The following is a 22,593-nucleotide window of genomic DNA, read 5'->3' on the forward strand; positions in this document are numbered from 1 at the left end:
GTTTCGAAGGCTGTAGAATACCGCGCCACAGAGACACGAATGCAGCGATGCAGACGGTCGAAGTGTTCGAAGCAGTAGCGATACGGTTTTCGAAATTGCTGTAAATGTTGTATCGAAGTTTGTAGTTCCGCGATAGCTCAGTCGGTAGAGCAAATGACTGTTAATCATTGGGTCCCTGGTTCGAGTCCAGGTCGCGGAGCCAATTTCGGGGTGTAGCGCAGTCCGGTAGCGCGCCTGCTTTGGGAGCAGGATGTCAGGAGTTCGAATCCCCTCACCCCGACCATATTTGGGTCGTTAGCTCAGTTGGTAGAGCAGTTGGCTTTTAACCAATTGGTCGTAGGTTCGAATCCTACACGACCCACCATTTTCGAGTCCGGTTCGCTGGATTTGGATCTTAAAGGACCGGTTCGCCATTAGCGGCTGGTCAACGAAAAAAAGGCGCCGTAACAGGTGCTTTTTTTTTACCGGGGTGTAGCGCAGTCCGGTAGCGCGCCTGCTTTGGGAGCAGGATGTCAGGAGTTCGAATCCCCTCACCCCGACCATATTCAGAAAGAAGGGCACCTTGAAAAGGGTGCCCTTTTTTCGTTTCTGCAGCCTGGAATTTTGCCTGCTACTATCCGGCTAAATTCTGCAAGGGAGCTGCCCTATGACCCTCAAAGCCTCCGTGTACATCGCCACCAGCCTCGATGGCTTCATTGCCCGTACAAGTGGCGAGCTGGACTGGTTGATGGTTGCCACCAGTTCCAGTGACGATCATGGCTATGCCGCCTACATGGCGACCATCGATACCCTGGTCATGGGCCGCAATACCTACGAAAAAATCCTGACCTTTGGTGACTGGCCGTATCCGCACAAGCGGGTCGTGGTGTTGAGCAGCACCCTGGGCCAGGCAGAGGGCGTTGAAGTCCATCCCGGGCCGATTGCCGACCTGGTGGAGCATCTGCGCGATACGGGCGCCAAAAGCCTGTACCTGGACGGTGGCCAGGTGATCCAGAGCTTTTTGCGTGAAGGCCGGCTGGATGAACTGACCATCACCCGGATTCCGGTGCTGCTGGGCAGCGGCATACCCCTGTTCGGGGCGTTGGCGGCGGACGTGAAGCTGCAACATGTGCGCAGCACCACGTTCGAGAATGGCTTCGTGCAAAGCACCTACCGGGTACTCAAGTAAACCGGTAGGTGCTACACCAGCTTCCACTGTGCATGCAGGCACTATGGGAGCTGCCTGGTGGTGTAGCCGCTGCCGCCAGGCTGCGATCGGTCGCGAAGCGACCGCAAAACCTGGCGACCTCGGTGCGTCAGGTTCAACGAGATGACCTTATTGCGACTGCTGCGCAGTCGATCGCAGCCTCGTTCCTCGGCAGCGGCTACCGGTGCCTGCGATGAGGCCTGTGACCGTCATACAGTTTCAGGCGCGGCTCGTCTGATGGTGTAGCCGCTGTCGCCAGGCTGCGATCGGTCGCGAAGTGACCGTAAAACCTGGCCACCTCGCCGCGTCAGGTACAACGAGGTGACCGTGTTGCGACTGCTGCGCAGTCGATCGCAGCCTCGTTCCTCGGCAGCGGCTACCGGTGCCTGCGACGAGGCCCGTGACCGCCAGTGCAGCTTCAGGCGCGGCTCGCCTGATGGTGTAGCCGCTGCCGCCAGGCTGCGATCGGTCGCAAAGCGACCGTAAAACCTGGCGACCTCGCTGCATCAGGTACCACGAGATGACCGTGTTGCGACTGCTGCGCAGTCGATCGCAGCCTCGTTCCTCGGCAGCGGCTACCGAAGCCTGCGACGAGGCCCGTGACCGTCAGTGCAGCTTCAGGCGCGGCTCGGTGCCTCGGCCAATGCGGCTACCCAGCATCAGCATCAGCGTACGGAAGGTGCCGTACAGCGCCATCTGGTGCATACGGTACAACGACACATAGAACATCCGCGCCAGCCAGCCTTCGAGCATCACGCTACCGGTCAGGTTGCCCATCAGGTTGCCCACCGCCGAGAAGCGCGACAGCGAAACCAGCGAGCCATAGTCACGGTAGGCATAGGTCGGCAACGGCTTGCCTTCCAGGCGTGCCTTGAGCGACTTGGCCAGCATCGACGCCTGCTGGTGAGCGGCCTGTGCCCGTGGCGGCACGTTGCGGTCGCTGCCCGGTTGCGGGCAGGCGGCGCAGTCGCCAAAGGCGAAGATGTCATCGTCCAGGGTGGTCTGCAGGGTAGGGCGCACCACCAGCTGGTTGATCCGGTTGGTTTCCAGGCCGTCGATGTCCTTGAGGAACCCCGGGGCGCGGATACCGGCCGCCCAGACCTTCAGGCTGGCCTGGATCACTTCGCCGTTGCTGGTCTTGAGCTCGGTGGCGGTGACTTCACTGACCGAGGCGTTGGTCATGACCGTGACGCCAAGCTTTTCCAAGGTCTTGTGCACTGGCACGCTGATACGCTCCGGCAGTGCCGGCAGTACACGTGGGCCCGCCTCGATCAGGGTGATGTGCATGTCCTTGGGCTGGATGCGGTCCAGGCCATAGGCGGCCAGCTCGTGAGCGGCGTGGTGCAGTTCGGCGGCCAGTTCCACGCCGGTGGCACCGGCACCGACGATGGCGACGCTGATGGTCTCGTTGGCCTGGTCGCCGGCGTGGGCGCGCAGGTAGTGGTTGAGCAACTGCTGGTGGAAGCGTTCGGCCTGCTTGCGGGTGTCGAGGAACAGGCAGTGCTGGGCTGCCCCCAGGGTGCCGAAGTCGTTGGTGTTGCTGCCCACGGCGATGACCAGGGTGTCGTAACCCAGGGTACGCGCAGGCAGCAGCTCGCGGCCCTCTTCATCGAGGGTCGCGGCCAGCTGGATCTGCTTGCTCTCGCGGTCCAGGCCACTCATGCGCCCGAGCTGGAACTGGAAGTGATTCCACTTGGCCTGGGCCACGTAGTTCAGTTCGTCTTCCGAGGAGTTCAGCGAGCCGGCCGCCACTTCGTGCAGCAACGGCTTCCAGATGTGCGTCAGGTTGGCGTCGACCAGGGTGACGCTGGCGCTGCCTTTCTTACCCAGGGTCTTGCCCAGGCGGGTCGCCAGTTCCAGGCCGCCGGCGCCGCCGCCGACAATCACGATACGGTGAGTCATGGAGATATCTCATAAGGTTTACGGAATTCGGGTCTCGAGTGGGCGGCCGCACGGGGCGGGCGGTTCGGGCGAGCGCAAGGCAGCTCATAGCACCAGGTTACTCAAGAGGCGGCTCAACAGGCCCAGGCCAATGGTCACCAGCACCACCATCCAAAGGAGCAGCCAGGGCCGGAAAGGCTTGCGCTCGACTTGATGTTGGGGTGCTTGCAGGTAGTCATCGACACGACGTTGGTCTTCGGGGTTCAGGCGGCTGGTCATGGAGGCCTCGTCAGGTAGACGCGTGTGACTGAAGGAAAGCTACAGGGTTCACTGTAGTTGTTCGGGCAGGGGCCATCGTGCAGTCACGCCGCGGTCTTTATGACGAATGATTGCGCTTTGTATCATCGGCGCGGAATTTATGCCATTACGCGTTGGCAGGGGGCCAGCTCAAAGGCTGATGCCGACATCGAAAACAATGCTGCGCCCCAGGTTGCCTCGCAGGAAATCCGGGGCGTCGGGGTGAGCGAACAGCACCCGGGCGAAAGTCGGGCCGACCAGTGACAGCGAACGCCAGCCCTGGCGCAGGTACTCGGTGGGGGGCGGGAAGTGACTGTTGAGGTCGAGCACTTCGCGTTTGAGGCTGGCGAAGGCGATGATGTCCAGTTCGCTCAGGTCCAGGCCGCGCTCCTGGTAGTTGTGCGACTTTTTGCGCAAGGTCGGGGCCAGGCGCTGCAGCAGTTCTTGCGCGCTGATCCGTCGGGGCCGCGCCTCGCGGCGCACCAGCTGGCTGAGGGAGAAGGCACTGCGCCGGCGTTGCAGTTCCTCGCGCCACTCATCGTTGAGGCGGCGGCCCTCATCGAGGACGAAAAACACCTCGAAGGCGGCGTCGCGAAACAGCACGTCCGGCGGCTCCTGGCCGGCGGGGGTGAAGTCCTCGCCACGGTAGGGAATGTTCAGGCCTTGCAGCAGGCGTTGGCAGACCCAACGCTCGCGTTCCCATTTACGGGCATTGGAAAGAAACGCATTGGCTTGTTCGGCCTGAATGGTGAGCAGGCGCAGGTAGTCTGAGTCATCCATGGGGACAAGCTTAGCGGTCAAAACGTGATAGTTGTTAGTGCGCGCCGTTTTATTGTCGGCCAGCGCCGAGGGCGCGCGGTGTAGACTGCCGACAGGATCGCAAGCAGAGGTCGTTTACGGTGATTGGCGCTCACGTGTTGTCGCAACAGACCCTGATACTCGCCTGGCTTGGCTACGCACCGCTGCTACTCTGGGCCATCTGGCGCACCCCTTGGGTCGAACTGTTCACCGACAGTCGCCGCCAGCACCTGCTGTTCGGCACCATGTTCGCCTTGTTTGCGCTCTGGCTGGTGCGGCGCGACTTCGACACCGGCGTGTCCTACCACTTCATCGGCATGACCGCCGTCACCCTGCTGCTGGACTGGCCCTTGGCCATTCTCGGCGGCCTGGTCGCCCAGACCGGGCTGATGCTGCTCGGGCGCCAGGACCTGGCGGCCATGGGCGTCAACGGCCTGTTGTTCATCGGCCTGCCGGTACTGGTCACCGAGGTCTGCGCGATCCTGGTGGAACGGGCGCAGCCGAAGAACCTGTTCGTCTATATCTTCTGCTCGGGTTTTTTCGCCGCGGCCCTGGCGGCGCTGCTGTGCCTGCTGGCCGGGCTGGGCATCCTGTGGATGGATGGGCGTTTCGTGATGCCGGAATGGATCGAAGACTTTATCGGCTACCTGTGGCTGATCATTTTTCCCGAAGCCTTCATCAACGGCATGGTGGTCAGCGCACTGGTGGTGTTCTGCCCGGAGTGGCTTGAGACCTTCAACCGCACCCGCTACCTGCAGGCGCCCTGGAAGGACGACGACCCCGGGCGTTGAGGCTCAATGGTGGGCGCGGGGATCGAGCTCGCCGGAAAACAGCTCGTCTTCGGCATCTGGAGCGACCGGGATCTTGTGCTCTTCAGCGGCCCAGGCGCCCAGGTCGATCAGCTTGCAGCGGTCGGAGCAGAACGGCCGGAACGGGCTGGCGGGGCTCCATTCCACGGGGGCGCCGCAGGTCGGGCATTCTACGGTCAGGGGTTGGCTCATGCTTGGCCTCCTCGCAAAGTCAGGTAAAAGTGGTGCAGGCGGTCGACCTCCGAATGCAGCCAGGCCAGGTCGCGGTCGTTGACCAGCACGTCGTGGGCGTGGCGTAGGCGTTCCTCGCGGCTGGCCTGGGCCTGGAGGATGGCCTGGACCTGCTCGGGGCTGGTCTGGTCGCGCAGCAGGGTGCGCTGGACCTGCAATTCCTGTGGCGCGTCGATCACCAGCAGGCGCTGGGTGCGCTGGTACTGGCCCGATTCGACCATCAAGGGCGACACGAACACCGCATAGGGTGATTCTGCCTTGGCCAGGTAGCTGAAGATTTCCTGGCCGATCAACGGATGCAGCAGGGCTTCGAGCCAGCGCCGTTGTTCGGCGTCGCTGAAGATCAGCTGGCGCAGGGCGGCACGGTTCAACTGCCCGTCCTCCTGCAGTACACCGGGGCCGAAACGTTCGACGATACGGGCCAGGGCGGGCCGCCCGGGCTCGACCACCCAGCGCGCGGCCTGGTCGGCATCCACCAGGTGCACGCCCAGCTCGACAAAGCGCTGGGCGGCAGCGCTCTTGCCACTGCCGATGCCGCCGGTCAGGCCGAGAATCCAGGGAGTGAAAGCAGCGGTGGTCATCACATTCCAGAGTATTTCAGGTAAGAAGTGGTTATTTGACCACCCCAGAGCAGTGCGATCCAGCCCGCAATGGCCAGATAGGGGCCGAAGGGGATCGGGGTGCTGGCTTTCTGTCCTTTCAGACGCAGCACAACCAGCCCGATCACCGCGCCCAGCAACGACGACAGCAGCAGGGTCAGCGGCAGGATCTGCCAGCCGCCCCAGGCGCCGATCAGTGCCAGCAATTTGAAGTCACCATAACCCATGCCCTCCTTGCCGGTGATCATCTTGAACAGCCAGAACACTGTCCACAGACTCAGATAGCCGGCAACGGCGCCCCACAGCGCGTCCTGCAGCGGGGCGAACAACTCGAAGGCGTTGACGATCAGCCCCAGCCACAACAAAGGGAACACCAGCACGTCGGGCAACAGCCGATGCTCGACATCGATCAGGCTCATGGCCATCAGCCCCCAACTGAGCAGCATCAGCGCCAGGGCGGCGGAGCTGGCGCCCAGGTGCCAGGCGATATACACCGTGATCGCTGCGCAGCCCAGCTCCACCAGCGGGTAGCGTGGGCTGATGGCGCTGTGGCAACCGGAACAGCGCCCGCGCAAAATCAGGTAGCTGAGCAGCGGAATATTCTCCCAGGGGCGAATGCGATGCCCGCAATGCGGACACTGGGATGCCGGCAGGAACAGGTCGTAGCGCTCAGGCTCGGCGATGCCGGGCAACTCCAGCACCTCCCGGGCTTCAGCCTGCCATTGCCGTTGCAGCATGATCGGCAAACGGTGCACCAGCACATTGAGAAAACTGCCGACGATCAGGCCCAGCAACAGGGCCGCGCCCAGGTACAACAGAGGCTGGCTGGCCAGCACATCGATCAGGTCCATGTTCAGATCACACTACCCAACTGAAAGATTGGCAGGTACATGGCAATCACCAGACTGCCCACCAGCAGACCGAGGATCAGCACGATCAGCGGTTCGAGCAGGCTGGACAGGGTGTCGAGCGAGCCTTCGATTGCGCTTTCATAGTAGCTGGCAACCCGTGCCAGCATCACCTCCAGCGTGCCGGCAGTTTCGCCGATGGCGCACATCTGCTGCATCAGGCGCGGGAACAAGCCGCTGTAGGCCAATGCCTGACTTAACGACTGACCACTGGCCAGATCCTTGCGCAGGCGCAGCACCGCCTGCTCGTATAGCGGATTGCCACACGCCCCGGCCACCGGCCCCAGCGCTTCAACCAGCGGCACGCCGGCGGCAAAGGAGGTGGACAGGGTGCGGGCGAAACGGGCCAGGGCGGCATTGCCCAGCAAGTCCCCGGCAATGGGCAGCTTCAATGCCGAGCGCAGGCACCACAGGCGAAAGCCGGGCCTGTGTCGGTACGCCCGTCGCAGGCTCCAGCCACTGACCACGGCGCACAGCAGCAACCCCCAGAAATATTGCCCCAGCCAATCGGACAGGCTGATCACTGCTTGTGTGAAGGCCGGCAGCCCGGCACCGAAGCCGCTGAACATCGCCTGGAACTGCGGCACCACCTTGAGCAGCAACAGGCTGGACACCCCCAGCCCGGTCAGCAACACGATCAGTGGATAAGTCATGGCCTTCTTCAACCGGGCCCGCAACGCCTGACGCTGCTCCTGCAGGTGCGCCACCTGCTCCAGCACCATTTCCAGTGTGCCGGACTGCTCACCGCTGGCGATCAGGTTGCAATACAGCGCATCGAAATAACGCGGATGGCGGCGCAAGGCATCCGCCAGGCTGCGACCTGAGGCGATATCGGTTTTCAAGGCATCGACCAGGGTGATCAGCGCCGGGTGGCTACCGCTCTGGGCGACCACCTCCAGGGCTTGCAGCAGCGCGACGCCCGAGTTGAGCAAAGTGGCCAGCTGGCGGCTGAACTGGCTCAGCTCGCGGGTGCCGAGCGCCCCCTGTTTTTGCCAGAAACCGTTTCTGGATTTTTTGATAGGACCGGTACCTGTGCCTCGATTGCGCCGTTGTGCGCGCAGCGGGGCAGGGCGGCGCCAGGTGTAGCCAGGGGTATTTTCGGACATCGCGACTTCCTTGCTGCGTGGCCTGCACAAACCCGGAAACAGCTTCGGCTCCGGTACCAGGGGCAGAATTGCCCGCTGCTCACTAGAGTAGTCGAGCACGCTGACGAATCACCGCCACAGGGTGACAAAAGGTGTCTATTCGGGCCTACTGGCGCGCCTGTTGGCGGCCTGGCCCGGCTGGTTGCCGACACGAACCGAATTTGTGAGGGAGAACGTCCATGAAAGGACAACGCGGCATTACCTTGATCGAACTGATGATCGTGGTGGCGATCATCGGCATCCTGGCGACCATCGCCCTGCCCATGTACACCAACTACCAGGTACGAACCAAGGCATCCGCTGCCCTGGTCGAGATCTCCGCCCTGAAAACCCCGTTCGACCTGCGCATGAACGAAGGCAAGGACGTCACCGATGTCAGTTCCCTGGGCGGCCAGGCCAGCACCGGCAACTGCGCCATCACCGCCACCGGCACGGCCGCGAGCGGTGCCGGCAGCATCGTCTGCACCCTGGTCGACGCCCCGGCCGTGGCCGTGGGCAAGACCCTCAGCCTGACCCGCTCGACCAGCGGCTGGGCCTGCACCAGCGACCTCGCCGAAGACCTCGCCCCGGCCGCCTGCAAGCCCGCCGCGGGTGCGCCGGCGCAGTGAGCAATAGCTGTTATTAAACAGTGATTTGCGTAAGCGATCCGGCAGTGGTAGCGTTGGTGCCACGCCGGTGTAGCTCAGTCGGTAGAGCAGCGCACTCGTAACGCGAAGGTCGCAGGTTCGATTCCTGTCTCCGGCACCAGTTCAGGTTCCAGCGAAGGCTACCAAAATCTCTGGAACCCCCCTAAAACCCGCCTTCTGGCGGGTTTTTCGTTATGGCGTTCCGTCGGATTCCGACAGCTGCCAGCCGATTTAGGGGTAACTTTTGGGATAAAGTCGATTCGATAAAGGGGTTTACCCTTATGGCTCGTACTACTGCTCCCCTGACTGACACCGCCTGCCGCTCGGCCAAACCTACTGACCGCCCCTACAAGCTTTTTGACGGTGACGGTCTTTACCTCCTCGTTTATCCCAATGGCCGCAAAGGCTGGCGCTTCCGGTATGTGAAACCGGATGGGCGCGAGGGACTGACCTCGTTTGGCAACTATCCCGTCATCGGGCTTGCAGATGCTCGGCAGAAGCGTCTGGAGACTAAGCGGATGCTGGCTGAAGGTATTGATCCGATTGCGTCCAAGCAGCAGGCCAAGGCTGAGGCGGTTGTCAGAGGCCACACATTCGAGCGTGTTGCCTTGGACTGGCATAAGGAAATGTCCGTGAAGTGGGCGCCTGGCCATTCGAGGACCGTGCTGAGTCGTTTGAAGACTCACGTATTCCCGCTGCTCGGCGCACGCGCCATTATTGATCTGGATACCTTCGACCTCATGCAACCGTTGGAAGAGATCAAGAAACGCGGCACGATCGATGTGGCCTTGAGGGTGCAAAACTACCTACAGAGCATCATGCGTGAGGCTAAGCGGCAGCGGCTGATCACGGTGAACCCTGCATATGACCTTGAGGGCTTCATCAGCGCTCCACGGGTTACGCACCGGCCTGCACTCCCGCTGTCACGTCTGCCTGAGTTGATGGACCGCATCGAGAACTACAAGGGACGCACGCTCACTCGGCTGACAGTCATGCTGTCGCTACACGTGTTCGTGCGCTCCAGCGAATTGCGCTTTGCACGTTGGAGTGAGTTCGACCTGAAGCGCGGTATATGGGAGATACCTGACACGCGGCCCGCGTTGGACGGCGTTCCGTATTCGACCAGGGGAACGAAGATGGCGGGTGACATCCATCTGGTCTCGCTTTCACCGCAGGCTGTGGCGTTGCTCGAACAGATTCATGCGATCACGGGGTACTTCGATCTGGTGTTTACCAGTGATGCTCGCTCGTGGAAGCCTATGTCAGAGAACACGGTCAACAGCGCTCTGCGGAACATGGGCTACGACACCAAGACCGAAATCTGCGGGCATGGCTTCCGGTCCATGGCGTGCAGTGCTTTGGTCGAGTCCGGGCTTTGGTCAGAGACGGCTATTGAGCGGCAGATGAGCCACAGGGAGCGCAACAACGTTCGGGCGGTGTACATTCACAAGGCCGAGTTCCTGGAGGAACGGCGAATGATTATGAGCTGGTGGAGCCGTTACCTCGATGCGAACCGGCAGGAGCATATCTCGCCGCATGAGTTCGCGAATCAGACCGGGGCAAACGTTTCTAGCCTAAGAGCAAGGCGTGGCGCAGTCGAGTGAGCGCACGGCTTTGATATTTCGGTGATCCGCTTTTCATGCGGGTCCATCCAAACAGGGCTGCAAAGCCGCCCTGTTTGGATGGACCTTACCTAAAAAGATCAAAAGCACCACATCCGCCACTGGGTGCCACGGTGTTCCGCACACGCCCAGTACCATTTTCAATCGCAAAACCATGCGGGGCACATCGCTTGACCCTCTCGGATTGCGGGCGTAGAAAAGACAGTGCAAAGGCTGTCGTTGACAGCACCCTAGGTGACCCGAGCCTTAAAGGTCACGCCGCTCTCGTGGTGGTTCTCCCCAAGGGCGATTCGCATCCAGCAGCTCGCCCGGTCACCTCTCAGGTGATGGATGCTCTTACACATACGGCGCTCGTGCGCCAATACACCGTACCCAGCTGCCCTGCAGCAACCTATCCGCTTGGCCGACTTTTGCGCCAACCTGTGCCCGTCTCTTTCTCTGGAAAGAGACGGGCACTTCTAACACTGCTGCAGCCCTGATCGCACAGGGCTTTGCGGCATTCCCCCTCGTGACAATCGGCGTGACAAACGCCGATGTCACCAGCAACAGCCTTGTAGATGATGGTGCCGCAGACCAGGGAATGGACTGCACCTGACTGACAGTCAGGCATGCCCCGGTCATCGCATTGCTGCGTTCACCCGGCTCAGGATCTTCAGGCGCTGGTTTAGTCAGCCAGCACTGCCTCCACCCGCCCACCGGCAACGGTGTTAAGGAGGCCAGATCATGAGATGCCCTTGCTCCCGGTCGTAAGGAGCCGCCAGTCCCGCGAAGAGGACATTCCCCACAGGTCGCAGGGGCCTTGATCCCTGATAACACTCAACATTCTTGGCGGGATGACGTGGGGCGAGGATCGGAGAACGGCAGATGAGGTGACCGACATGGCATTGGTGATAGACGCGATGGTCGTAATTTCGATTACGGCAGGCGATAGAGCTACGCAGGGCCGCAAGCGCTGAGATACATGTTCGGCGGCCGTCATTGCGGCACGGTCAAGGCGCAATGTGACCGGTGGTTGGCGTTCCTGAAGTGGCGTCGCTCCGACTAGGGGCCCGGTATCAATGATGCACGGCAGATTGATCGGAAAGTGTTGGCCGACTAGGCGGCGTATCTGCGCGACGTGGTTACCTGCATGGGTGTTGTTGGACGCAAAATCCTACAACCAAAGGACGCCCTCCGGATCGCAGCAGTGTAGTTTTATGGCAGCTTGCCATCTATGTAATATGTCACTATCTTGTGGTTTATGGCTGGATCATAACTACATATGGTGGTTTTAAAGGGCGGGCGTCATCTGCAATGTAATCGCTTGGTTAGGGGCAATCGGGCTCCAGCGACATTCTCTGCTCACGGGAATGACACAGCGCGCAGGGATGGCATAAAAGGACTTCTATGCGGTTGATCAATTTCCATACTGAACACCCTGCAACTCAGGACGTGTTCCCAGGTGGTAGCCATGACAAGGTGGCGAGCGCGATCCATGGTCATTTGCTGGGTCACGGGCCCTCAAAGGTCGTGGGCCTGGATGGTGAGTTTGGCTCTGGTAAGAGCTCGATTCTGAGCATGCTGAAGGCAAAGCTGACGGCAGCTGACTCTGATTTCAGGGTCTGGTTTTTCGACTGCGAGCAGAATTACCAAGGGTCGACGAAGAGCAATTTCATCGAGCTCTTCACTGATGAGGTGCTCAAAGAAGTGCCTCATGTCAGCAGGGCTGCCGAGACCCTGAAAGCCTCTCGCGATCGAGCCCTCGGGCGCTTGTTCGAATACAACAAACGGACAACGAGCCGGGTCAGTGCCTGGGCGTTGGCACTGGTCGCCAGCCTGTTCTTCGCCGCCACCTCATTCCGGGAGCTTTTTGCACTTTCGCGCAGTTCCCATGCGGCCATCACAGGGACGTCGCCGGAAGCCGCCGCGCTCACCAACACACTGCAAGACCCCTTCTGGTGGCTTATAGGGGTGCACCTCCTTTCATTTTGCAGCCCGGTGCTGATCCTTGGCGCCGCCAAGCTCTGGCATAGGAAGGTGCGGGTCGGCACCCAGAAATGGAGCCTTCTGAGCCTATTCAAGGGCTCTAGTGACGATCATATTCAGGAGAAGGTTGAGGTTGGCAAGGAGGTGACGCCCCTTGATCTCAAGAAGACCCTTCTTGAACAGTTGAAGGTGGTTGAGGACAAGCGTTTTGTCATCATCCTGGACAACCTTGATCGCCTGCCAAAGGACAGCCTGCGGTCGGTGTGGAGCGACCTGGAGATCTTCATTGAGGTCGCTACAAAGGCTGCGAATCTGACGGTGATCGTGCCGTTTTGCTCCAACAAGGTGGCGGAATACCTGAAGGCAGACGGAGATCGACGGTACGATGCCAGGGACTTCATAGCGAAAAAATTCCCGGTGGTTTTCCGTTCTCCGCCGGTCATCACCTCGGGCTGGAAAGATGGCTTCCGTCAGTTGTGGAACCACAGCTTCCCGGATAGCGATGGGAACGTCATTGAGCAGTGCGCACAACTGCTGCAGCGCCACAGCCCCATGGCCAACAACCTGGTCACGCCCCGGCTGCAGAAGAAATTCATCAACGACATCGCCACGACAGCCTTGGTGGTAGGGGAGGAGATCAGTCTCCTGGCCATCGCCAGCCATCTCCTGCTCTGTAAATATGCTGACCTTTCGCTGGTGGAGACACTGCGAACGGATGGGTTCTCGGATACCTATCAGAAAGAAGTTGGGGAGGAGCAAGCGGGGCTGGTCAAGGACACTAAAACCCTGCTGGGAGCCACTCTTGGCGATTCCATGGAGACCGGGTGGCAGATCCAATTTCTGCAGATCCATTATCTGACCACGGGTGATATCGCGATCGCGGAGCTCTTGGACACGCCGTTGGCAGCAGCCTTTGCCAACGAGGATCACGACGCGTTGGGCGAGCTTACTTCACTGTTCGGCTTCTATGACGCCATGAAGCGCCTTCTATCCCAGCGTCCATCGCTGGCTTCTTTGTTGCCAACCATTTCCCAGGCACATCAGGCGCGTGAAGGCGACTGGATTGAGTCGCTCCTGGAGCTGATCAATAACACGCAACTTGATCTGTTCGGCGAATCGAAAGCGGGGACTGAGGAGTTCTACGAAGCTGTAAGGTATTGCAAAGGCCATGGGTTGAAGGGGCAGCTACTGAACGCTCATGGCGGTCAGCTGAAAACCGGCTTACTAAAAATTTTGAACTCTGCGTTCGATCCTGAGCAACTGACGCCGGCCTGGGATCTGATGCAGGAATACGACCATTACCTCCAAGCGCTAGGGCTGGAGTTTGAAGCAGTCGTTGTTAAACGTTCCGAGTATGTGATGCACCTGCTGCCTGATATTGCCCATCTGAACGTGATCAAGGCCAGTGGGTTTACCTTTGCGAACGCGGGGCTGCCAGAGGCACACGCGCAGCTGGTCAGCTGTGCCGATCACCAGATGGGCATAGCGGTAATGCCGAACAATTGCGTCGTGCCTGCGCTCGAATGGTTGTACCGCGAGCGTAGGTTTGGCGGCGGTATTACCGGTGGCATCTCGGCTGGTGACGTGGCCATTCTGGCGAAAGCCACAGGCGCTGCGGGCGAAGTGGATAGCGCGGTGCTGGGGCTTGGGTTGGCTGCGACTGTCGACCAGGTCATCGTCACCGCGATTACAACGTTGCTGGCGAACAATACCAGTCCGCTGATAAAGGCGGTGGCGGCAGTGACGTACATTCGGCAAGCCGACGCCGATTCGCTCGCCAAGCTCGATGATCTGGATGGTGTCTTCGAGTCGTCAGTCTTCCGGGCCTTGGCAAACGCATCGCTGACCACAGCGGCTTTGTTCCAACTGGTTGACGACGCCCAAGTGGGTGAGTCGGTTGCGACCTACCTGGCTCACCTCATTCAAGAGCGGGGTATTGGGCACCTGAACTCCCAAATGGTTGCTACCAAATTTAGCGTGATTACTCAGGCGCTTTCCAAGGTTGGCCTTGCTGAGGCCGATTTCGCGGCTTGGCTCACAGCTTGGGACACTTATATTGCAGAAGCCTCCAAGGACGCTCTGAAGGCGGACGTCCGATTGATCAGTGTCGTCATGGAGGCGGATAAAAGTGTGCTGCCGAAAACTCGGGAGGGTCTACTCAAGCAGCTCACGAGTGAGGAGCGCACTCGTGATGAGTGGGTACAAATCATCTCGGCAGGGGCCAAGCAGCACCAGGCAATCCTGAATGGGGTTGTGAGCAATGAAGTGCCCATACAGTCGATCGCGGCTGTCGGCGACGCCTTGATCGACGTGCTCAACTCCCTCGCAAACGGCACGATGACTTCGCCGTGGGGAGCGCCCCAGTACGCCATGATGGATTCGCTGCTCAGATTGCTTGATGTCCAGCAGCGCGACGTCATCGGTATTCGATTGAGGAAGATGCTCTTCGCGGAGTCGGTGGAGCCTGATGTTTTCGCAATCCCGTTATCGAAATATGGACATCTCATCCCGGATGTTCAGCCGTCTAATCCTCAAGAGGTTCAACGGATCGTCCTGTTCCTGGCGTACCTGAGCCGCAACCCTGAAAGCCTTCCCGCCTTGGCCAAATTCTTCGATGCGAAGGCTGAGCAGATCGCGGAGTTCAAGTACTCGACAGAACTCAGGAACACGATGGGGGAGGCTGTTGCCAAACTTTCAGAAATCACCCCGGCTCTCTACAAAAAGTTTGCTCAAACCAAGGGCTTCAAGCGCCTGATCCAGTCGCTCAAAAGGGCCGCGCGTGATCCAGAACCTGAGCAGGACGCGTGAAGGGCTGTTCCCGTTCAGAGCCCACGTACAACGACGGTCGTGGTATGACCGTCGCTGTACGTCTAGACGCGGCCTATCTTCAGTAACTCGCCCCTCTCACTACTTTCAAGGGCAGTCACCTTTTTTGTGCTTATGCACTTCCAAATCAGGATGTTTGGGTTTGTTTTTTTCGCTCAGTTAAAGGGGACAGATTTATTTTTTGTGACGCTCGTTGATGAAACATAGATTTTGAGCCTGCCCCGCGTCAACGGACGTCAAGAGGCGATGTTCGAGTCGCTCTCTTGAGGGTTGTGATTTTCACTCGAACCTACAGTAAAAATAAATCATTCCCATTTTTATGTATTCAGATTAATTAGGGCGCGAAATGTTATGGGCTGATGGCTAGTTAGTATTTTTGTTAGTGGTAAATGTGTTCAAAAAATAGAAACATAATAGCGATGTTGGAATAAGGTTTTTTGTATGAGCAGCAAATTTCGGGTTGACGAGTTTTCTTTGCAGGCTCAGCGGCATATTTATCCGTTGTATCGTAAAGACGGGCGAGGGGGATACGAATTTTCCTCTACTATGACATTTGTGAAATTTAAAGAGCTGTATTTTTGTGTTTTTGCAGCGCATGCTCTTAATTTGCGGGAAGATCAATTGAGTGGGGTAGGAGCTCTTAAGACGGACGGAAGCTTTATGTCGCTGTCGGATGTATCTTATTTTTACAAGATCTGTCGGAAGAGGGATTTGTGTATATGCGCAACTAATGAGTTTGAGTACAAAAATTATTTTGATCTTGATCATGAATCAACTACCGAGTTCGTTGATGATTTCGGGTGGATAGGTTTTCCGAAGAAAAAAGCTATACAAAGTATACATAGTAGCAAGTCTTCGTCAGAAAAAATTAGAGAGTACCTTTCGGAAGGGGTTGATGGTCTTAAAAAATGGGAGCATGCTAATTTTCTCTTGCTCGGCGTTGAATTTGAGTCAGAATCAGAAAGGGAAGTGGTCGGAAAGCATGTAAATGAAAATGTAGAATACGAGCACGAAGGATTCAAACAGAAAGGTTACTCACTTAAAGGTATGAGTGGTGGGGCTTTCTTTAAAGGTCCAAAAAAAATTCATTCAGATCAACCCCGTCTCGGTGATGTTTTCAAGTTTTTTGGTATAGGGCTAGAGTATAAAAATGGTATTTTGGTGAAAGGGGCGTCTAGACACTCTGTTCAAGAGATGATTAATGAAATGCTAGAAGCTTCGCTTTAATAAACTCTTGGGGGTGTGACTGTTTAGTAACGCTTGAATAATGTGGCGATTAGGGGCGGCTTCCTGGTTTTCATTATTCTCGTTTCCTGTGGTGTTAGTTTGGTTGTGATTCACTAGCTAAGAAAGCTATCGCGCTAAACATTAAGTTATATTGTGGAGGGGTTATGCTTTCAGATGAGGAGTGTAGGTTTCTATCTGAGCATATGAAGATTTCGGTCTCTCATGTTGAGGAGAAACTGAGTGAGGTTTTTTTATCTGGGTATAGGGCAGGGATTGAAGAGTTTGTTTCTTTTTGTGTGAAGGCGATTCGCAAAGGTCAGCTTGATGTCCTTGCTGGTTCTCAACTTGTGCTAGGCTCTCATGAAGTAGTGGAGAGAATTAACAAGTGCGCCATTTTTTTACAAGGTAAAATATATGATCAAGGTGCTAGGGATATTCTTGATGCGTTTAGGCATGCTTTTCGACTCTATGCGCTTGGAGGACTTCATGATTTATGGGTGTATCAAGAGAATGAGATGTGGTATCCAAAAATAATTTTGGATTGTGAACTTAAGCCCAATTGCATCAATCTGCTGCCAGGAGAAATAGTAATTTATCGAGGTGCAAGCATCTCAGAATGGGAGGTGTCACGATATGGCCAATCTTGGAGCACCGAAGAGGCTGTGGCACGGAGGTTTGCGTATCAAAGTTATGAGCACATGCCTTGGTTCAAAAGAGAAGAGCGTGTGGTGTTTAGAGCTACGGTAAATAAAAGTTTAGTATTTTATGCTTGCCAAGCTCCGGAGTATGAGGTGGTTGTTGATTCTACGGAAATCGGTTGCGTCGAATTGTTGTCTTAGTTTGGGTGAGGCTAATTTGAGCACCTACAGTTTTCCTGTAGGTGCTTTTAGTATCGCATGAAAGCTTTTATTGAATGTTGGGTTCGAACATTGTTGATAGGGGGCGTCCCCTTCTGACTAGCGCAAATTGATCTACTGAAAATCCGCTACATTCTTTCGTAAGCTGGTTATATGTAAAGCTGGCTAAAAAGCCAGGTCTAATGTACAGGCTTATAGTAGATATTTCGTGGCTGTGCTCTTCTTCGAAGAAGCCATCACAAGCTGTGATTAGCTCGCGATGGTTTTCGAATTCTCTGGTCGTAATGTCAAGTATGAGCTCGGTAATTCTCAGTTCAAATTTGCAGGAAACATATACCTCATGATTTTCAAGCGCTTTTGTTTCTATGTAGAAGAAGTCTTCTAGTCCCTCCATGATGTGAGCGGATAAAGGGCTGCAACTTGAAAGTATTCCGGTGTGACTGAAAAGCTCTTTGCTTAAGCCTGAGCGCACACTACTGTCCATGCTTTGTAAGTATGATATAGCGCTTTCTTCGAGATACGCTCTGAATTCCTCCTCGTCTCTATGTCGGTCCAGTGCATGTTCGTCAGAATTTACGTGGTTTTTCAGGAATTCGTTCAAGGAGCTAATTAGGTAGATTTTGCACTGAAGGTTTTTTTTGTCTATGTCGTTCTGTAGGTCGTCGTGGAAATGATCCTTGGTTTTTCCCATGAAGTCATTTGTATTTGATGTTATGAAGAATACGTCTTCTGTGATTTTGTTATTTTCCAGGTGGTCGAGTAACGAAAGCCAGATTAGAGTGTCCCTGTATCCTTTTTCGTTTTCGCGAAATGGCCTGACCCTTAAAATAGCTCGGCGCGCCATTTCTTCGTGAGAAATGTTTTTGTATTCAACTATTTTGAGGTCTTCAATTTTCGCTTTTAATACGGACTCTAGACTATATGGTTTTTGCTGCTCTAGCCTTGGTGCCTCTAGCTTAATACTTGGTACCACTTTCTCAAGAGCCTTGTTGGAATTCTCAACGTCTCGAATAGCATCATTGAGTGAACGCATGTATAGATTGTCGACTTCTTGTGTTACCACTCTCGGTATGACCAGTGTGCAGCCTTCATTGTTTATGTAGTGGATGAGCAGTCTTAGTGGCGCTGACCTAAGGAACCAGTTGTTGTGTATTATGTTTGAGTCGATAATTATATGCATATGCTCGATGCCGGTCTGTATGGGGTGTGGTTTTTGGGGTGGGCAGTTAAAGTTTCGATCCAAGGTGTTGGTGAAGACTTTGTGCTGGTTGCCCATTAAAGAATTAATAAACTATTACTGAAGCTCCGGGCGCATGTCAACCAGCACCTGCCAGATTAAGGTATGATTCACAGTTGTCAATAATTACGATTTAATGAGACTTTGTGCCTATAAGCCAATGTGCCAAGCAACTGATGATGGTAGGCTAAGGGGGCTTCAGTACCATTGCCTGGCGATGTGGCTTCTAAATTTTTGGCATGGATGCTTTTGTGACTAAACACCCGGGTGGGGTGACGAGTAGTTATACAGTTCTGTTACGGTAAACATGCTTGGATACAACATCCTTCAGATCGCTTTGTTTTCGGTTAAGTTATGAGGGGCTGCCATGGTTAAACGTCCATTACTGCGCGTTCAGTGGTGTTGTCTTTGGACTGCAAACTATCGATAAGGTGTCATGGGGTAGTTTTAGAGATAGAAAATTTTAGTCTCATTGAAATTAATAAAAAATCAGTAGCTTGTGTATTGATTCGACTCCTGTCTCCGCACCAAAGAACAGTTTCCAGCAGTCCATGACTGTCTATGAAACGACCAGCAAAGCCCGCCTAGCGCGGGCTTTGTTGTTTCTGGCGAGTATTGACCAGACTGCGATAAGGAAGCGCAATGAACAAGACCACGGTCCGTTTTGCACCTTGGGTTGGCTCCCACTATGCGGAAGGATTTCGCGGTCTGCGCATTCTTCTGGTGTGTGAGTCTCATTATGGCGACAAGCAGCATGAGCGACCGACTGTCACGCCCGAGCTCGTCAAGGCACTTGCATTAGGTGAGAAACACCCGCAGGCAACCCGAAAACTTGGGCGGCATGCGCACTTTGCCAAAATAATGGCTGCACTCACGAACGTTAAGCGATCCGGGAGTATTTCAAGCGCTCAAAGAAGAGCGTTCTGGGATGGCGTTGCCTATTACAACTTCCTACAGGAGTTCATAAGCGACAGTCGCGTTCTGCCGCCCAAGGATGCCTGGGAGCGGGGCAAGATCGCATTTACCGAGGTCCTGACGGTGCTGGCGCCTGATGTGATCGTCTGCTTCAGTTTGCGAAACGGTAAACGGGTGAAATCGCTAGCGGGTGACGTGCCCGTGGCGGTGGTGAATCATCCGTCATCACGATTTGCCTATAGCAAAGTCAATCCGGTCATTGCTGAGCATATCGAGAAGGCCTTGGCAAAGAAGGCGCACGTATCGGTGTTCGCAGACACCGATATGTTTCATCGCTGGCGTGAAGCTACTGTTTCTGCCTGTCCCGCTCCAGGCCGACACCTGTCTGACTCGGACCGAATCGCGCTCCTTGCGCAGCGGAGGGCGTCAATGGCGGCGCTTGATCGAGCCTCATTGATGTGAGGGAAAAGGGGACGGATCAAGTTTTCGATTTTCTCGGTTATCCCAAGAAAAGCTCTTCGTCCTCAGGGATCTCATCCGTAACAAACACCCGCGCATGAGCGCTGTGCTCGTCTTCCATGCGTAAACCGAAGTAGCGGGAGTCATTGGCATCCCAGAACGCCTCCACCTGTGCCATGGGGGCATTTTCAAGCAGCACCTCGGCGCTGCGTTCCAGGATGATCGAGTAGCGTGTTTCGGTATTCATTACAAAGGGGCTCGCAAGGGCGGAGTGTGGATGCTGATCGTGTGCAAAAAAGGTGTGCCATTATGCCGCCCTGCTGATCGGCGACCCTGACCGCTCATCACTTCGGCGACGATTCCGATGAAACGTGGCACAGGGGGCCTTGGCCACCAGCCTCGCCGATGGTCCCTCATCTGCAAGGCTGACGCTTGTCCATGGATGCCTCGGCGCTACGGCTGGACCTTGCCCAGGGCCACTTCGACCAGGCCACGGGCATTCTCGATTTCATGCAGGGCGGCCAAGGTCAGCAACTGACCCGGTGGTTTCGGATGAAGCAGCACGGTTTGCTGGGCGACGGCTCGGGCACAGGCCAGGTATTCGGAAATCTGGACGAGGACGTCTTCGAGGGAATGGTTTAAGTGATCCGGTGGATCGGGAACGATTTTCAGCATGGTGTCTCCCGGTGAGTGGAGTCGCCACGAATCTGCTGTCAAACAAATGGGTGGCAACTGTACGCGGGTTGACAGACCGAACACCGGAGAACTCGGCGCACACGAAGGTGCCCCACGTACAATCGCCATAAAGACTTGCACATGTTCTCGGTGAATGCGGCCTGTCAAAACCGGTCGTTGAATGGGCAACGACCGGCCGAGACTAGAACCGCGGCAGGACCCCTGCAATGCCTTGAAAGCGCCCAAAGTATGTTTGGGAAATGGACTACATGGAATCAGGAAAATCTGATGAGTCCCTTTCAACGGAGCGTTCACAGGGGTGATAATTTCGCCATTTACACCGGAACCTGCTCCGTCCAGGTTCCGAGCCAACTACGAAGGGCAACTAACGCCCTCATTTCTTGCTGGGGCGATGGATGAAACAAGGTCGATTTTGGCCACTGATGCTGCTGTTCGTGATGCTGGCGGGCTGTGCCACCGCGCCACCCCGGGATCAGAACAATCTCTGCAATATCTTCCGTGAGTACCCTGACTGGTACGACGATTCGCTGCAGATGCAGAAGGAATTCGGCACGCCTCAACATGTGGCGATGGCGATCATGAAGCAGGAAAGCAGTTTCGTTTCCGATGCGCTGCCGCCTCGCGATTATCTGCTCTGGGTGATTCCCTGGGGGCGGGTGAGTTCGGCCTATGGTTATGCACAGGCACAGGACCCGGTCTGGGGCGAGTACAAGGATGGCACCGGCAATGGCGGTTCGCGTGACAACTTCGATGACGCGGTCATGTTCATTGGCTGGTACACCGCCGGCACCCAGCAGCAACTGGGGATTTCCAAGTGGGATGTGTACAACCAGTACCTGGCGTACCACGAGGGGCGCGGCGGTTTCAGTCGGGGTACCTATCGCAGCAAGCCCTGGTTGATGCAGGTGGCGCGCAAGGTGGAGCAGCAGGCGAAGGTCTATGGTGCGCAGCTCAAGCAGTGTCGGCAGGAGCTGGAGGATGACAGCGGCTGGTTCTGACCCGCGCCCGTAGCCGGGCACCGGGCGATCAGATTTTACGGCCGCTACGCGCCCGATCGCAGCCTGACGGCAGCGGCTACACCTGCGTTCACAATGCTTGACCTTCCTTTGCCGCTGCCGCCAGGCAGCGACATTGTTATTTGCAGTACTTCAGGAGGCAGGATGCCCGGTAATCAGATCGTTTCCATTCTTCTTCACACCCGCGACTGGAGGGCCGCCACCGACTGGTACGCGCAGGCCTTCCCCCAGGCTGAACGGATCTATCCCGCTTCCGATGACTACGGCCTGCTGCATCTGGCGGGCGTGGCGCTGGAGATCATCAATGAAGATGAGAAGGTCAGCAGCGGGGCTTCGGGTTCGGTGGTCTACTGGCGTGTCGACGACCTGCGCCAGGAGGTGCAGCGGCTGGAAGCGCTGGGCGGCAGGCTGTATCGCGGGCCGCTGCAGATCGAAGGGGATGAGTGGATCGCCCAGGTGCGCGATCCCTGGGGCAATTGCCTGGGTTTGCGGCAAGTGGTGTCTTGAGGCTGGCGTCTACCAGGCAAACAACTCAAGCGCGTTGCGGGTGCTTGCTTCAGCCAACCGCTCTACCTCGATCCCGATTATCTGCGCCAACGCCCCGGCAATCTGCGGCAAATGCTCCGGGCTGTTTCGCACTCCCGCAAACATCACCGGCGCCATGTCCGGCGCATCGGTTTCCAGCACCAGGCTCTCCAGCGGCAGTTGCGGCAGCACTTTGTGCAAGCGCAGGGCCTGGGGCCAGGTAGCAGCGCCGCCGAGGCCAAGTTTGAATCCGAGCTTGTTGTACTCGCGAGCCTCTTCGACGCTGCCGGCAAAGGCGTGGATGATGCCACCGCGCTTGAGTTTGTAGCGCTTGAGGGTGGCGATCACCACGGCATGGCTGCGGCGCACGTGGAGCAGGGCGGGCAGGTTGAAGTCGACGGCCAGTTGCAGTTGCGCCTCGAACAGCTGCTGCTGGCGCTCGCGGTCCAGTTCCGGCAGGTAGTAGTCCAGGCCGAATTCGCCCACTGCGCACAGTTGCCGCTCACCGCGCAGGCGGCTCAGCCAGTCGCCCAGTTCACGCACATGCTCGGGGCGGTGCTGGTCGAGGTAAACCGGGTGCAGGCCGAAGGCGGCGTACAGTTGCGAGTCGCTGCCCACCAGGTCCCAGACTCGCTGCCAGTTGGCCTGGTACACCCCCAGCACCACCATGCGTTCGACCCCGGCCGCCCTGGCATTGGCCAGCAAGGCCGGGCGGTCGTGGTCGAAGTCCGGAAAATCCAGATGGGTGTGGGTGTCGATCAGGCGCAT

Annotated in this window: 21 protein-coding genes, 5 tRNA genes and 1 pseudogene; 16 read left to right on the forward strand and 11 right to left on the reverse strand. The window is 57.0% G+C overall.

Features of this window, described 5'->3' with window-relative positions:
* Positions 1–126 precede the first annotated feature (126 nt).
* The 5 genes from ACIQUS_RS24825 to ACIQUS_RS24845 all read left to right on the forward strand — a co-directional run bounded on the left by ACIQUS_RS24825 (position 127) and on the right by ACIQUS_RS24845 (position 1,168).
* Positions 127–202: transfer RNA gene (locus ACIQUS_RS24825), tRNA-Asn, on the forward strand.
* A 4-nt stretch (positions 203–206) separates the two neighbouring features.
* Positions 207–283 (forward strand) — tRNA-Pro (locus tag ACIQUS_RS24830).
* A gap of 5 nt (positions 284–288) precedes the next feature.
* Positions 289–364 (forward strand) — tRNA-Lys (locus ACIQUS_RS24835).
* A 101-nt stretch (positions 365–465) separates the two neighbouring features.
* Positions 466–542, forward strand: a tRNA-Pro gene (locus ACIQUS_RS24840).
* A 104-nt stretch (positions 543–646) separates the two neighbouring features.
* Positions 647–1,168: a dihydrofolate reductase family protein gene (locus ACIQUS_RS24845; RefSeq protein WP_403053005.1), complete on the forward strand. Its 522-nt coding sequence runs from the start codon at positions 647–649 to the stop codon at positions 1,166–1,168.
* A 624-nt stretch (positions 1,169–1,792) separates the two neighbouring features.
* Here the strand turns inward: ACIQUS_RS24845 and ACIQUS_RS24850 are convergent.
* The 3 genes from ACIQUS_RS24850 to ACIQUS_RS24860 form a co-directional block, all read right to left on the reverse strand.
* On the reverse strand, positions 1,793–3,088 hold the full coding sequence (locus tag ACIQUS_RS24850; RefSeq protein ID WP_403053008.1) for an NAD(P)/FAD-dependent oxidoreductase: 1,296 nt from the start codon (positions 3,086–3,088) through the stop codon (positions 1,793–1,795).
* 84 nt (positions 3,089–3,172) lie between these two features.
* Positions 3,173–3,346, reverse strand: coding sequence for a DUF3094 family protein (locus tag ACIQUS_RS24855; RefSeq protein WP_403053011.1), 174 nt, complete (start codon positions 3,344–3,346; stop codon positions 3,173–3,175).
* A gap of 168 nt (positions 3,347–3,514) precedes the next feature.
* A complete protein-coding gene (locus tag ACIQUS_RS24860) occupies positions 3,515–4,144 on the reverse strand; it encodes a DUF1780 domain-containing protein (protein WP_403053014.1) in 630 nt (209 codons plus the stop codon).
* A 119-nt stretch (positions 4,145–4,263) separates the two neighbouring features.
* On the opposite strand from ACIQUS_RS24860, the gene ACIQUS_RS24865 reads away from it, so the two are divergent.
* Positions 4,264–4,953, forward strand: coding sequence for an energy-coupling factor ABC transporter permease (locus ACIQUS_RS24865; protein WP_403053017.1), 690 nt, complete (start codon positions 4,264–4,266; stop codon positions 4,951–4,953).
* Between the two features lie 3 nt (positions 4,954–4,956).
* Here ACIQUS_RS24865 and yacG read toward each other — a convergent pair whose 3' ends face one another.
* Genes yacG through ACIQUS_RS24885 form a run of 4 tightly spaced genes read right to left on the reverse strand, consistent with a single transcriptional unit; the run spans position 4,957 to position 7,815 of the window.
* On the reverse strand, positions 4,957–5,163 hold the full coding sequence (yacG, locus tag ACIQUS_RS24870) for a DNA gyrase inhibitor YacG (protein ID WP_403053020.1): 207 nt from the start codon (positions 5,161–5,163) through the stop codon (positions 4,957–4,959).
* The gene (gene coaE / locus ACIQUS_RS24875; RefSeq protein WP_403053023.1) at positions 5,160–5,783 is read right to left on the reverse strand and encodes a dephospho-CoA kinase; all 624 of its coding nucleotides are present in this window, start codon (positions 5,781–5,783) and stop codon (positions 5,160–5,162) included. The genes yacG and coaE overlap by 4 nt, the downstream gene beginning before the upstream one ends.
* Positions 5,783–6,652 (reverse strand): prepilin peptidase, encoded by an 870-nt coding sequence (locus ACIQUS_RS24880; RefSeq protein ID WP_403053026.1) that lies wholly within the window; start codon positions 6,650–6,652, stop codon positions 5,783–5,785. Before ACIQUS_RS24880 ends, coaE begins: the two co-directional genes overlap by 1 nt.
* Positions 6,653–6,654: 2 nt before the next feature.
* Complete coding sequence (locus ACIQUS_RS24885) at positions 6,655–7,815, reverse strand: type II secretion system F family protein (RefSeq protein ID WP_403053028.1); 1,161 nt, start codon at positions 7,813–7,815, stop codon at positions 6,655–6,657.
* A gap of 218 nt (positions 7,816–8,033) precedes the next feature.
* On the opposite strand from ACIQUS_RS24885, the gene ACIQUS_RS24890 reads away from it, so the two are divergent.
* The 7 genes and pseudogenes from ACIQUS_RS24890 to ACIQUS_RS24920 all read left to right on the forward strand — a co-directional run bounded on the left by ACIQUS_RS24890 (position 8,034) and on the right by ACIQUS_RS24920 (position 16,959).
* Entirely contained in the window at positions 8,034–8,462 is a 429-nt protein-coding gene (locus tag ACIQUS_RS24890; RefSeq protein WP_403053031.1) for a pilin, read from the forward strand.
* A 63-nt stretch (positions 8,463–8,525) separates the two neighbouring features.
* Positions 8,526–8,601 (forward strand) — tRNA-Thr (locus tag ACIQUS_RS24895).
* A 160-nt stretch (positions 8,602–8,761) separates the two neighbouring features.
* Positions 8,762–10,084 (forward strand): tyrosine-type recombinase/integrase, encoded by a 1,323-nt coding sequence (locus ACIQUS_RS24900; protein WP_403053034.1) that lies wholly within the window; start codon positions 8,762–8,764, stop codon positions 10,082–10,084.
* 901 nt (positions 10,085–10,985) lie between these two features.
* Positions 10,986–11,198, forward strand: a pseudogene (locus ACIQUS_RS24905) (integrase); the annotation flags it as partial.
* A gap of 290 nt (positions 11,199–11,488) precedes the next feature.
* Entirely contained in the window at positions 11,489–14,875 is a 3,387-nt protein-coding gene (locus tag ACIQUS_RS24910) for a P-loop NTPase fold protein (protein ID WP_403053037.1), read from the forward strand.
* A 459-nt stretch (positions 14,876–15,334) separates the two neighbouring features.
* Positions 15,335–16,120 (forward strand): hypothetical protein, encoded by a 786-nt coding sequence (locus tag ACIQUS_RS24915; protein WP_403053040.1) that lies wholly within the window; start codon positions 15,335–15,337, stop codon positions 16,118–16,120.
* A 164-nt stretch (positions 16,121–16,284) separates the two neighbouring features.
* The gene (locus ACIQUS_RS24920; RefSeq protein WP_403053043.1) at positions 16,285–16,959 is read left to right on the forward strand and encodes a hypothetical protein; all 675 of its coding nucleotides are present in this window, start codon (positions 16,285–16,287) and stop codon (positions 16,957–16,959) included.
* Positions 16,960–17,026: 67 nt separating this feature from the next.
* Here ACIQUS_RS24920 and ACIQUS_RS24925 read toward each other — a convergent pair whose 3' ends face one another.
* Entirely contained in the window at positions 17,027–18,253 is a 1,227-nt protein-coding gene (locus ACIQUS_RS24925) for a PIN domain-containing protein (RefSeq protein WP_403053046.1), read from the reverse strand.
* Between the two features lie 603 nt (positions 18,254–18,856).
* Between ACIQUS_RS24925 and ACIQUS_RS24930 the strand changes: the two genes are divergently transcribed.
* Complete coding sequence (locus tag ACIQUS_RS24930; protein WP_403053049.1) at positions 18,857–19,591, forward strand: hypothetical protein; 735 nt, start codon at positions 18,857–18,859, stop codon at positions 19,589–19,591.
* Between the two features lie 37 nt (positions 19,592–19,628).
* On the opposite strand, the gene ACIQUS_RS24935 is transcribed toward ACIQUS_RS24930, so the two are convergent.
* Both ACIQUS_RS24935 and ACIQUS_RS24940 read right to left on the reverse strand, forming a co-directional pair.
* Entirely contained in the window at positions 19,629–19,835 is a 207-nt protein-coding gene (locus ACIQUS_RS24935; RefSeq protein WP_403053052.1) for a hypothetical protein, read from the reverse strand.
* Between the two features lie 206 nt (positions 19,836–20,041).
* The gene (locus ACIQUS_RS24940) at positions 20,042–20,263 is read right to left on the reverse strand and encodes a hypothetical protein (protein WP_403053055.1); all 222 of its coding nucleotides are present in this window, start codon (positions 20,261–20,263) and stop codon (positions 20,042–20,044) included.
* 416 nt (positions 20,264–20,679) lie between these two features.
* On the opposite strand from ACIQUS_RS24940, the gene ACIQUS_RS24945 reads away from it, so the two are divergent.
* Together ACIQUS_RS24945 and ACIQUS_RS24950 are read left to right on the forward strand one after the other, a co-directional pair.
* Positions 20,680–21,282, forward strand: a complete 603-nt coding sequence (locus ACIQUS_RS24945; protein WP_403053058.1) for a hypothetical protein — start codon at positions 20,680–20,682, stop codon at positions 21,280–21,282.
* A gap of 162 nt (positions 21,283–21,444) precedes the next feature.
* Positions 21,445–21,807, forward strand: coding sequence for a VOC family protein (locus ACIQUS_RS24950; protein ID WP_403053061.1), 363 nt, complete (start codon positions 21,445–21,447; stop codon positions 21,805–21,807).
* A gap of 9 nt (positions 21,808–21,816) precedes the next feature.
* On the opposite strand, the gene ACIQUS_RS24955 is transcribed toward ACIQUS_RS24950, so the two are convergent.
* Positions 21,817–22,593 (reverse strand): TatD family hydrolase, encoded by a 777-nt coding sequence (locus ACIQUS_RS24955; RefSeq protein WP_403053064.1) that lies wholly within the window; start codon positions 22,591–22,593, stop codon positions 21,817–21,819.

Source organism: Pseudomonas sp. NPDC090755 (assembly GCF_044769005.1).
In the GTDB taxonomy this organism is placed as follows: Bacteria; Pseudomonadota; Gammaproteobacteria; order Pseudomonadales; family Pseudomonadaceae; genus Aquipseudomonas.

Coding starts and splice junctions, on each gene's coding strand:
- ACIQUS_RS24845 (WP_403053005.1), top strand. CDS start 647: ATGACCCTCAAAGCCTCCGTGTACATCGCCACCAGCCTCGATGGCTTC.
- ACIQUS_RS24850 (WP_403053008.1), bottom strand. CDS start 3,088: ATGACTCACCGTATCGTGATTGTCGGCGGCGGCGCCGGCGGCCTGGAA.
- ACIQUS_RS24855 (WP_403053011.1), bottom strand. CDS start 3,346: ATGACCAGCCGCCTGAACCCCGAAGACCAACGTCGTGTCGATGACTAC.
- ACIQUS_RS24860 (WP_403053014.1), bottom strand. CDS start 4,144: ATGGATGACTCAGACTACCTGCGCCTGCTCACCATTCAGGCCGAACAA.
- yacG (WP_403053020.1), bottom strand. CDS start 5,163: ATGAGCCAACCCCTGACCGTAGAATGCCCGACCTGCGGCGCCCCCGTG.
- coaE (WP_403053023.1), bottom strand. CDS start 5,783: ATGACCACCGCTGCTTTCACTCCCTGGATTCTCGGCCTGACCGGCGGC.
- ACIQUS_RS24880 (WP_403053026.1), bottom strand. CDS start 6,652: ATGGACCTGATCGATGTGCTGGCCAGCCAGCCTCTGTTGTACCTGGGC.
- ACIQUS_RS24885 (WP_403053028.1), bottom strand. CDS start 7,815: ATGTCCGAAAATACCCCTGGCTACACCTGGCGCCGCCCTGCCCCGCTG.
- ACIQUS_RS24890 (WP_403053031.1), top strand. CDS start 8,034: ATGAAAGGACAACGCGGCATTACCTTGATCGAACTGATGATCGTGGTG.
- ACIQUS_RS24900 (WP_403053034.1), top strand. CDS start 8,762: ATGGCTCGTACTACTGCTCCCCTGACTGACACCGCCTGCCGCTCGGCC.
- ACIQUS_RS24910 (WP_403053037.1), top strand. CDS start 11,489: ATGCGGTTGATCAATTTCCATACTGAACACCCTGCAACTCAGGACGTG.
- ACIQUS_RS24915 (WP_403053040.1), top strand. CDS start 15,335: ATGAGCAGCAAATTTCGGGTTGACGAGTTTTCTTTGCAGGCTCAGCGG.
- ACIQUS_RS24920 (WP_403053043.1), top strand. CDS start 16,285: ATGCTTTCAGATGAGGAGTGTAGGTTTCTATCTGAGCATATGAAGATT.
- ACIQUS_RS24925 (WP_403053046.1), bottom strand. CDS start 18,253: ATGGGCAACCAGCACAAAGTCTTCACCAACACCTTGGATCGAAACTTT.
- ACIQUS_RS24930 (WP_403053049.1), top strand. CDS start 18,857: ATGAACAAGACCACGGTCCGTTTTGCACCTTGGGTTGGCTCCCACTAT.
- ACIQUS_RS24935 (WP_403053052.1), bottom strand. CDS start 19,835: ATGAATACCGAAACACGCTACTCGATCATCCTGGAACGCAGCGCCGAG.
- ACIQUS_RS24940 (WP_403053055.1), bottom strand. CDS start 20,263: ATGCTGAAAATCGTTCCCGATCCACCGGATCACTTAAACCATTCCCTC.
- ACIQUS_RS24945 (WP_403053058.1), top strand. CDS start 20,680: ATGAAACAAGGTCGATTTTGGCCACTGATGCTGCTGTTCGTGATGCTG.
- ACIQUS_RS24950 (WP_403053061.1), top strand. CDS start 21,445: ATGCCCGGTAATCAGATCGTTTCCATTCTTCTTCACACCCGCGACTGG.
- ACIQUS_RS24955 (WP_403053064.1), bottom strand. CDS start 22,593: ATGCGCCTGATCGACACCCACACCCATCTGGATTTTCCGGACTTCGAC.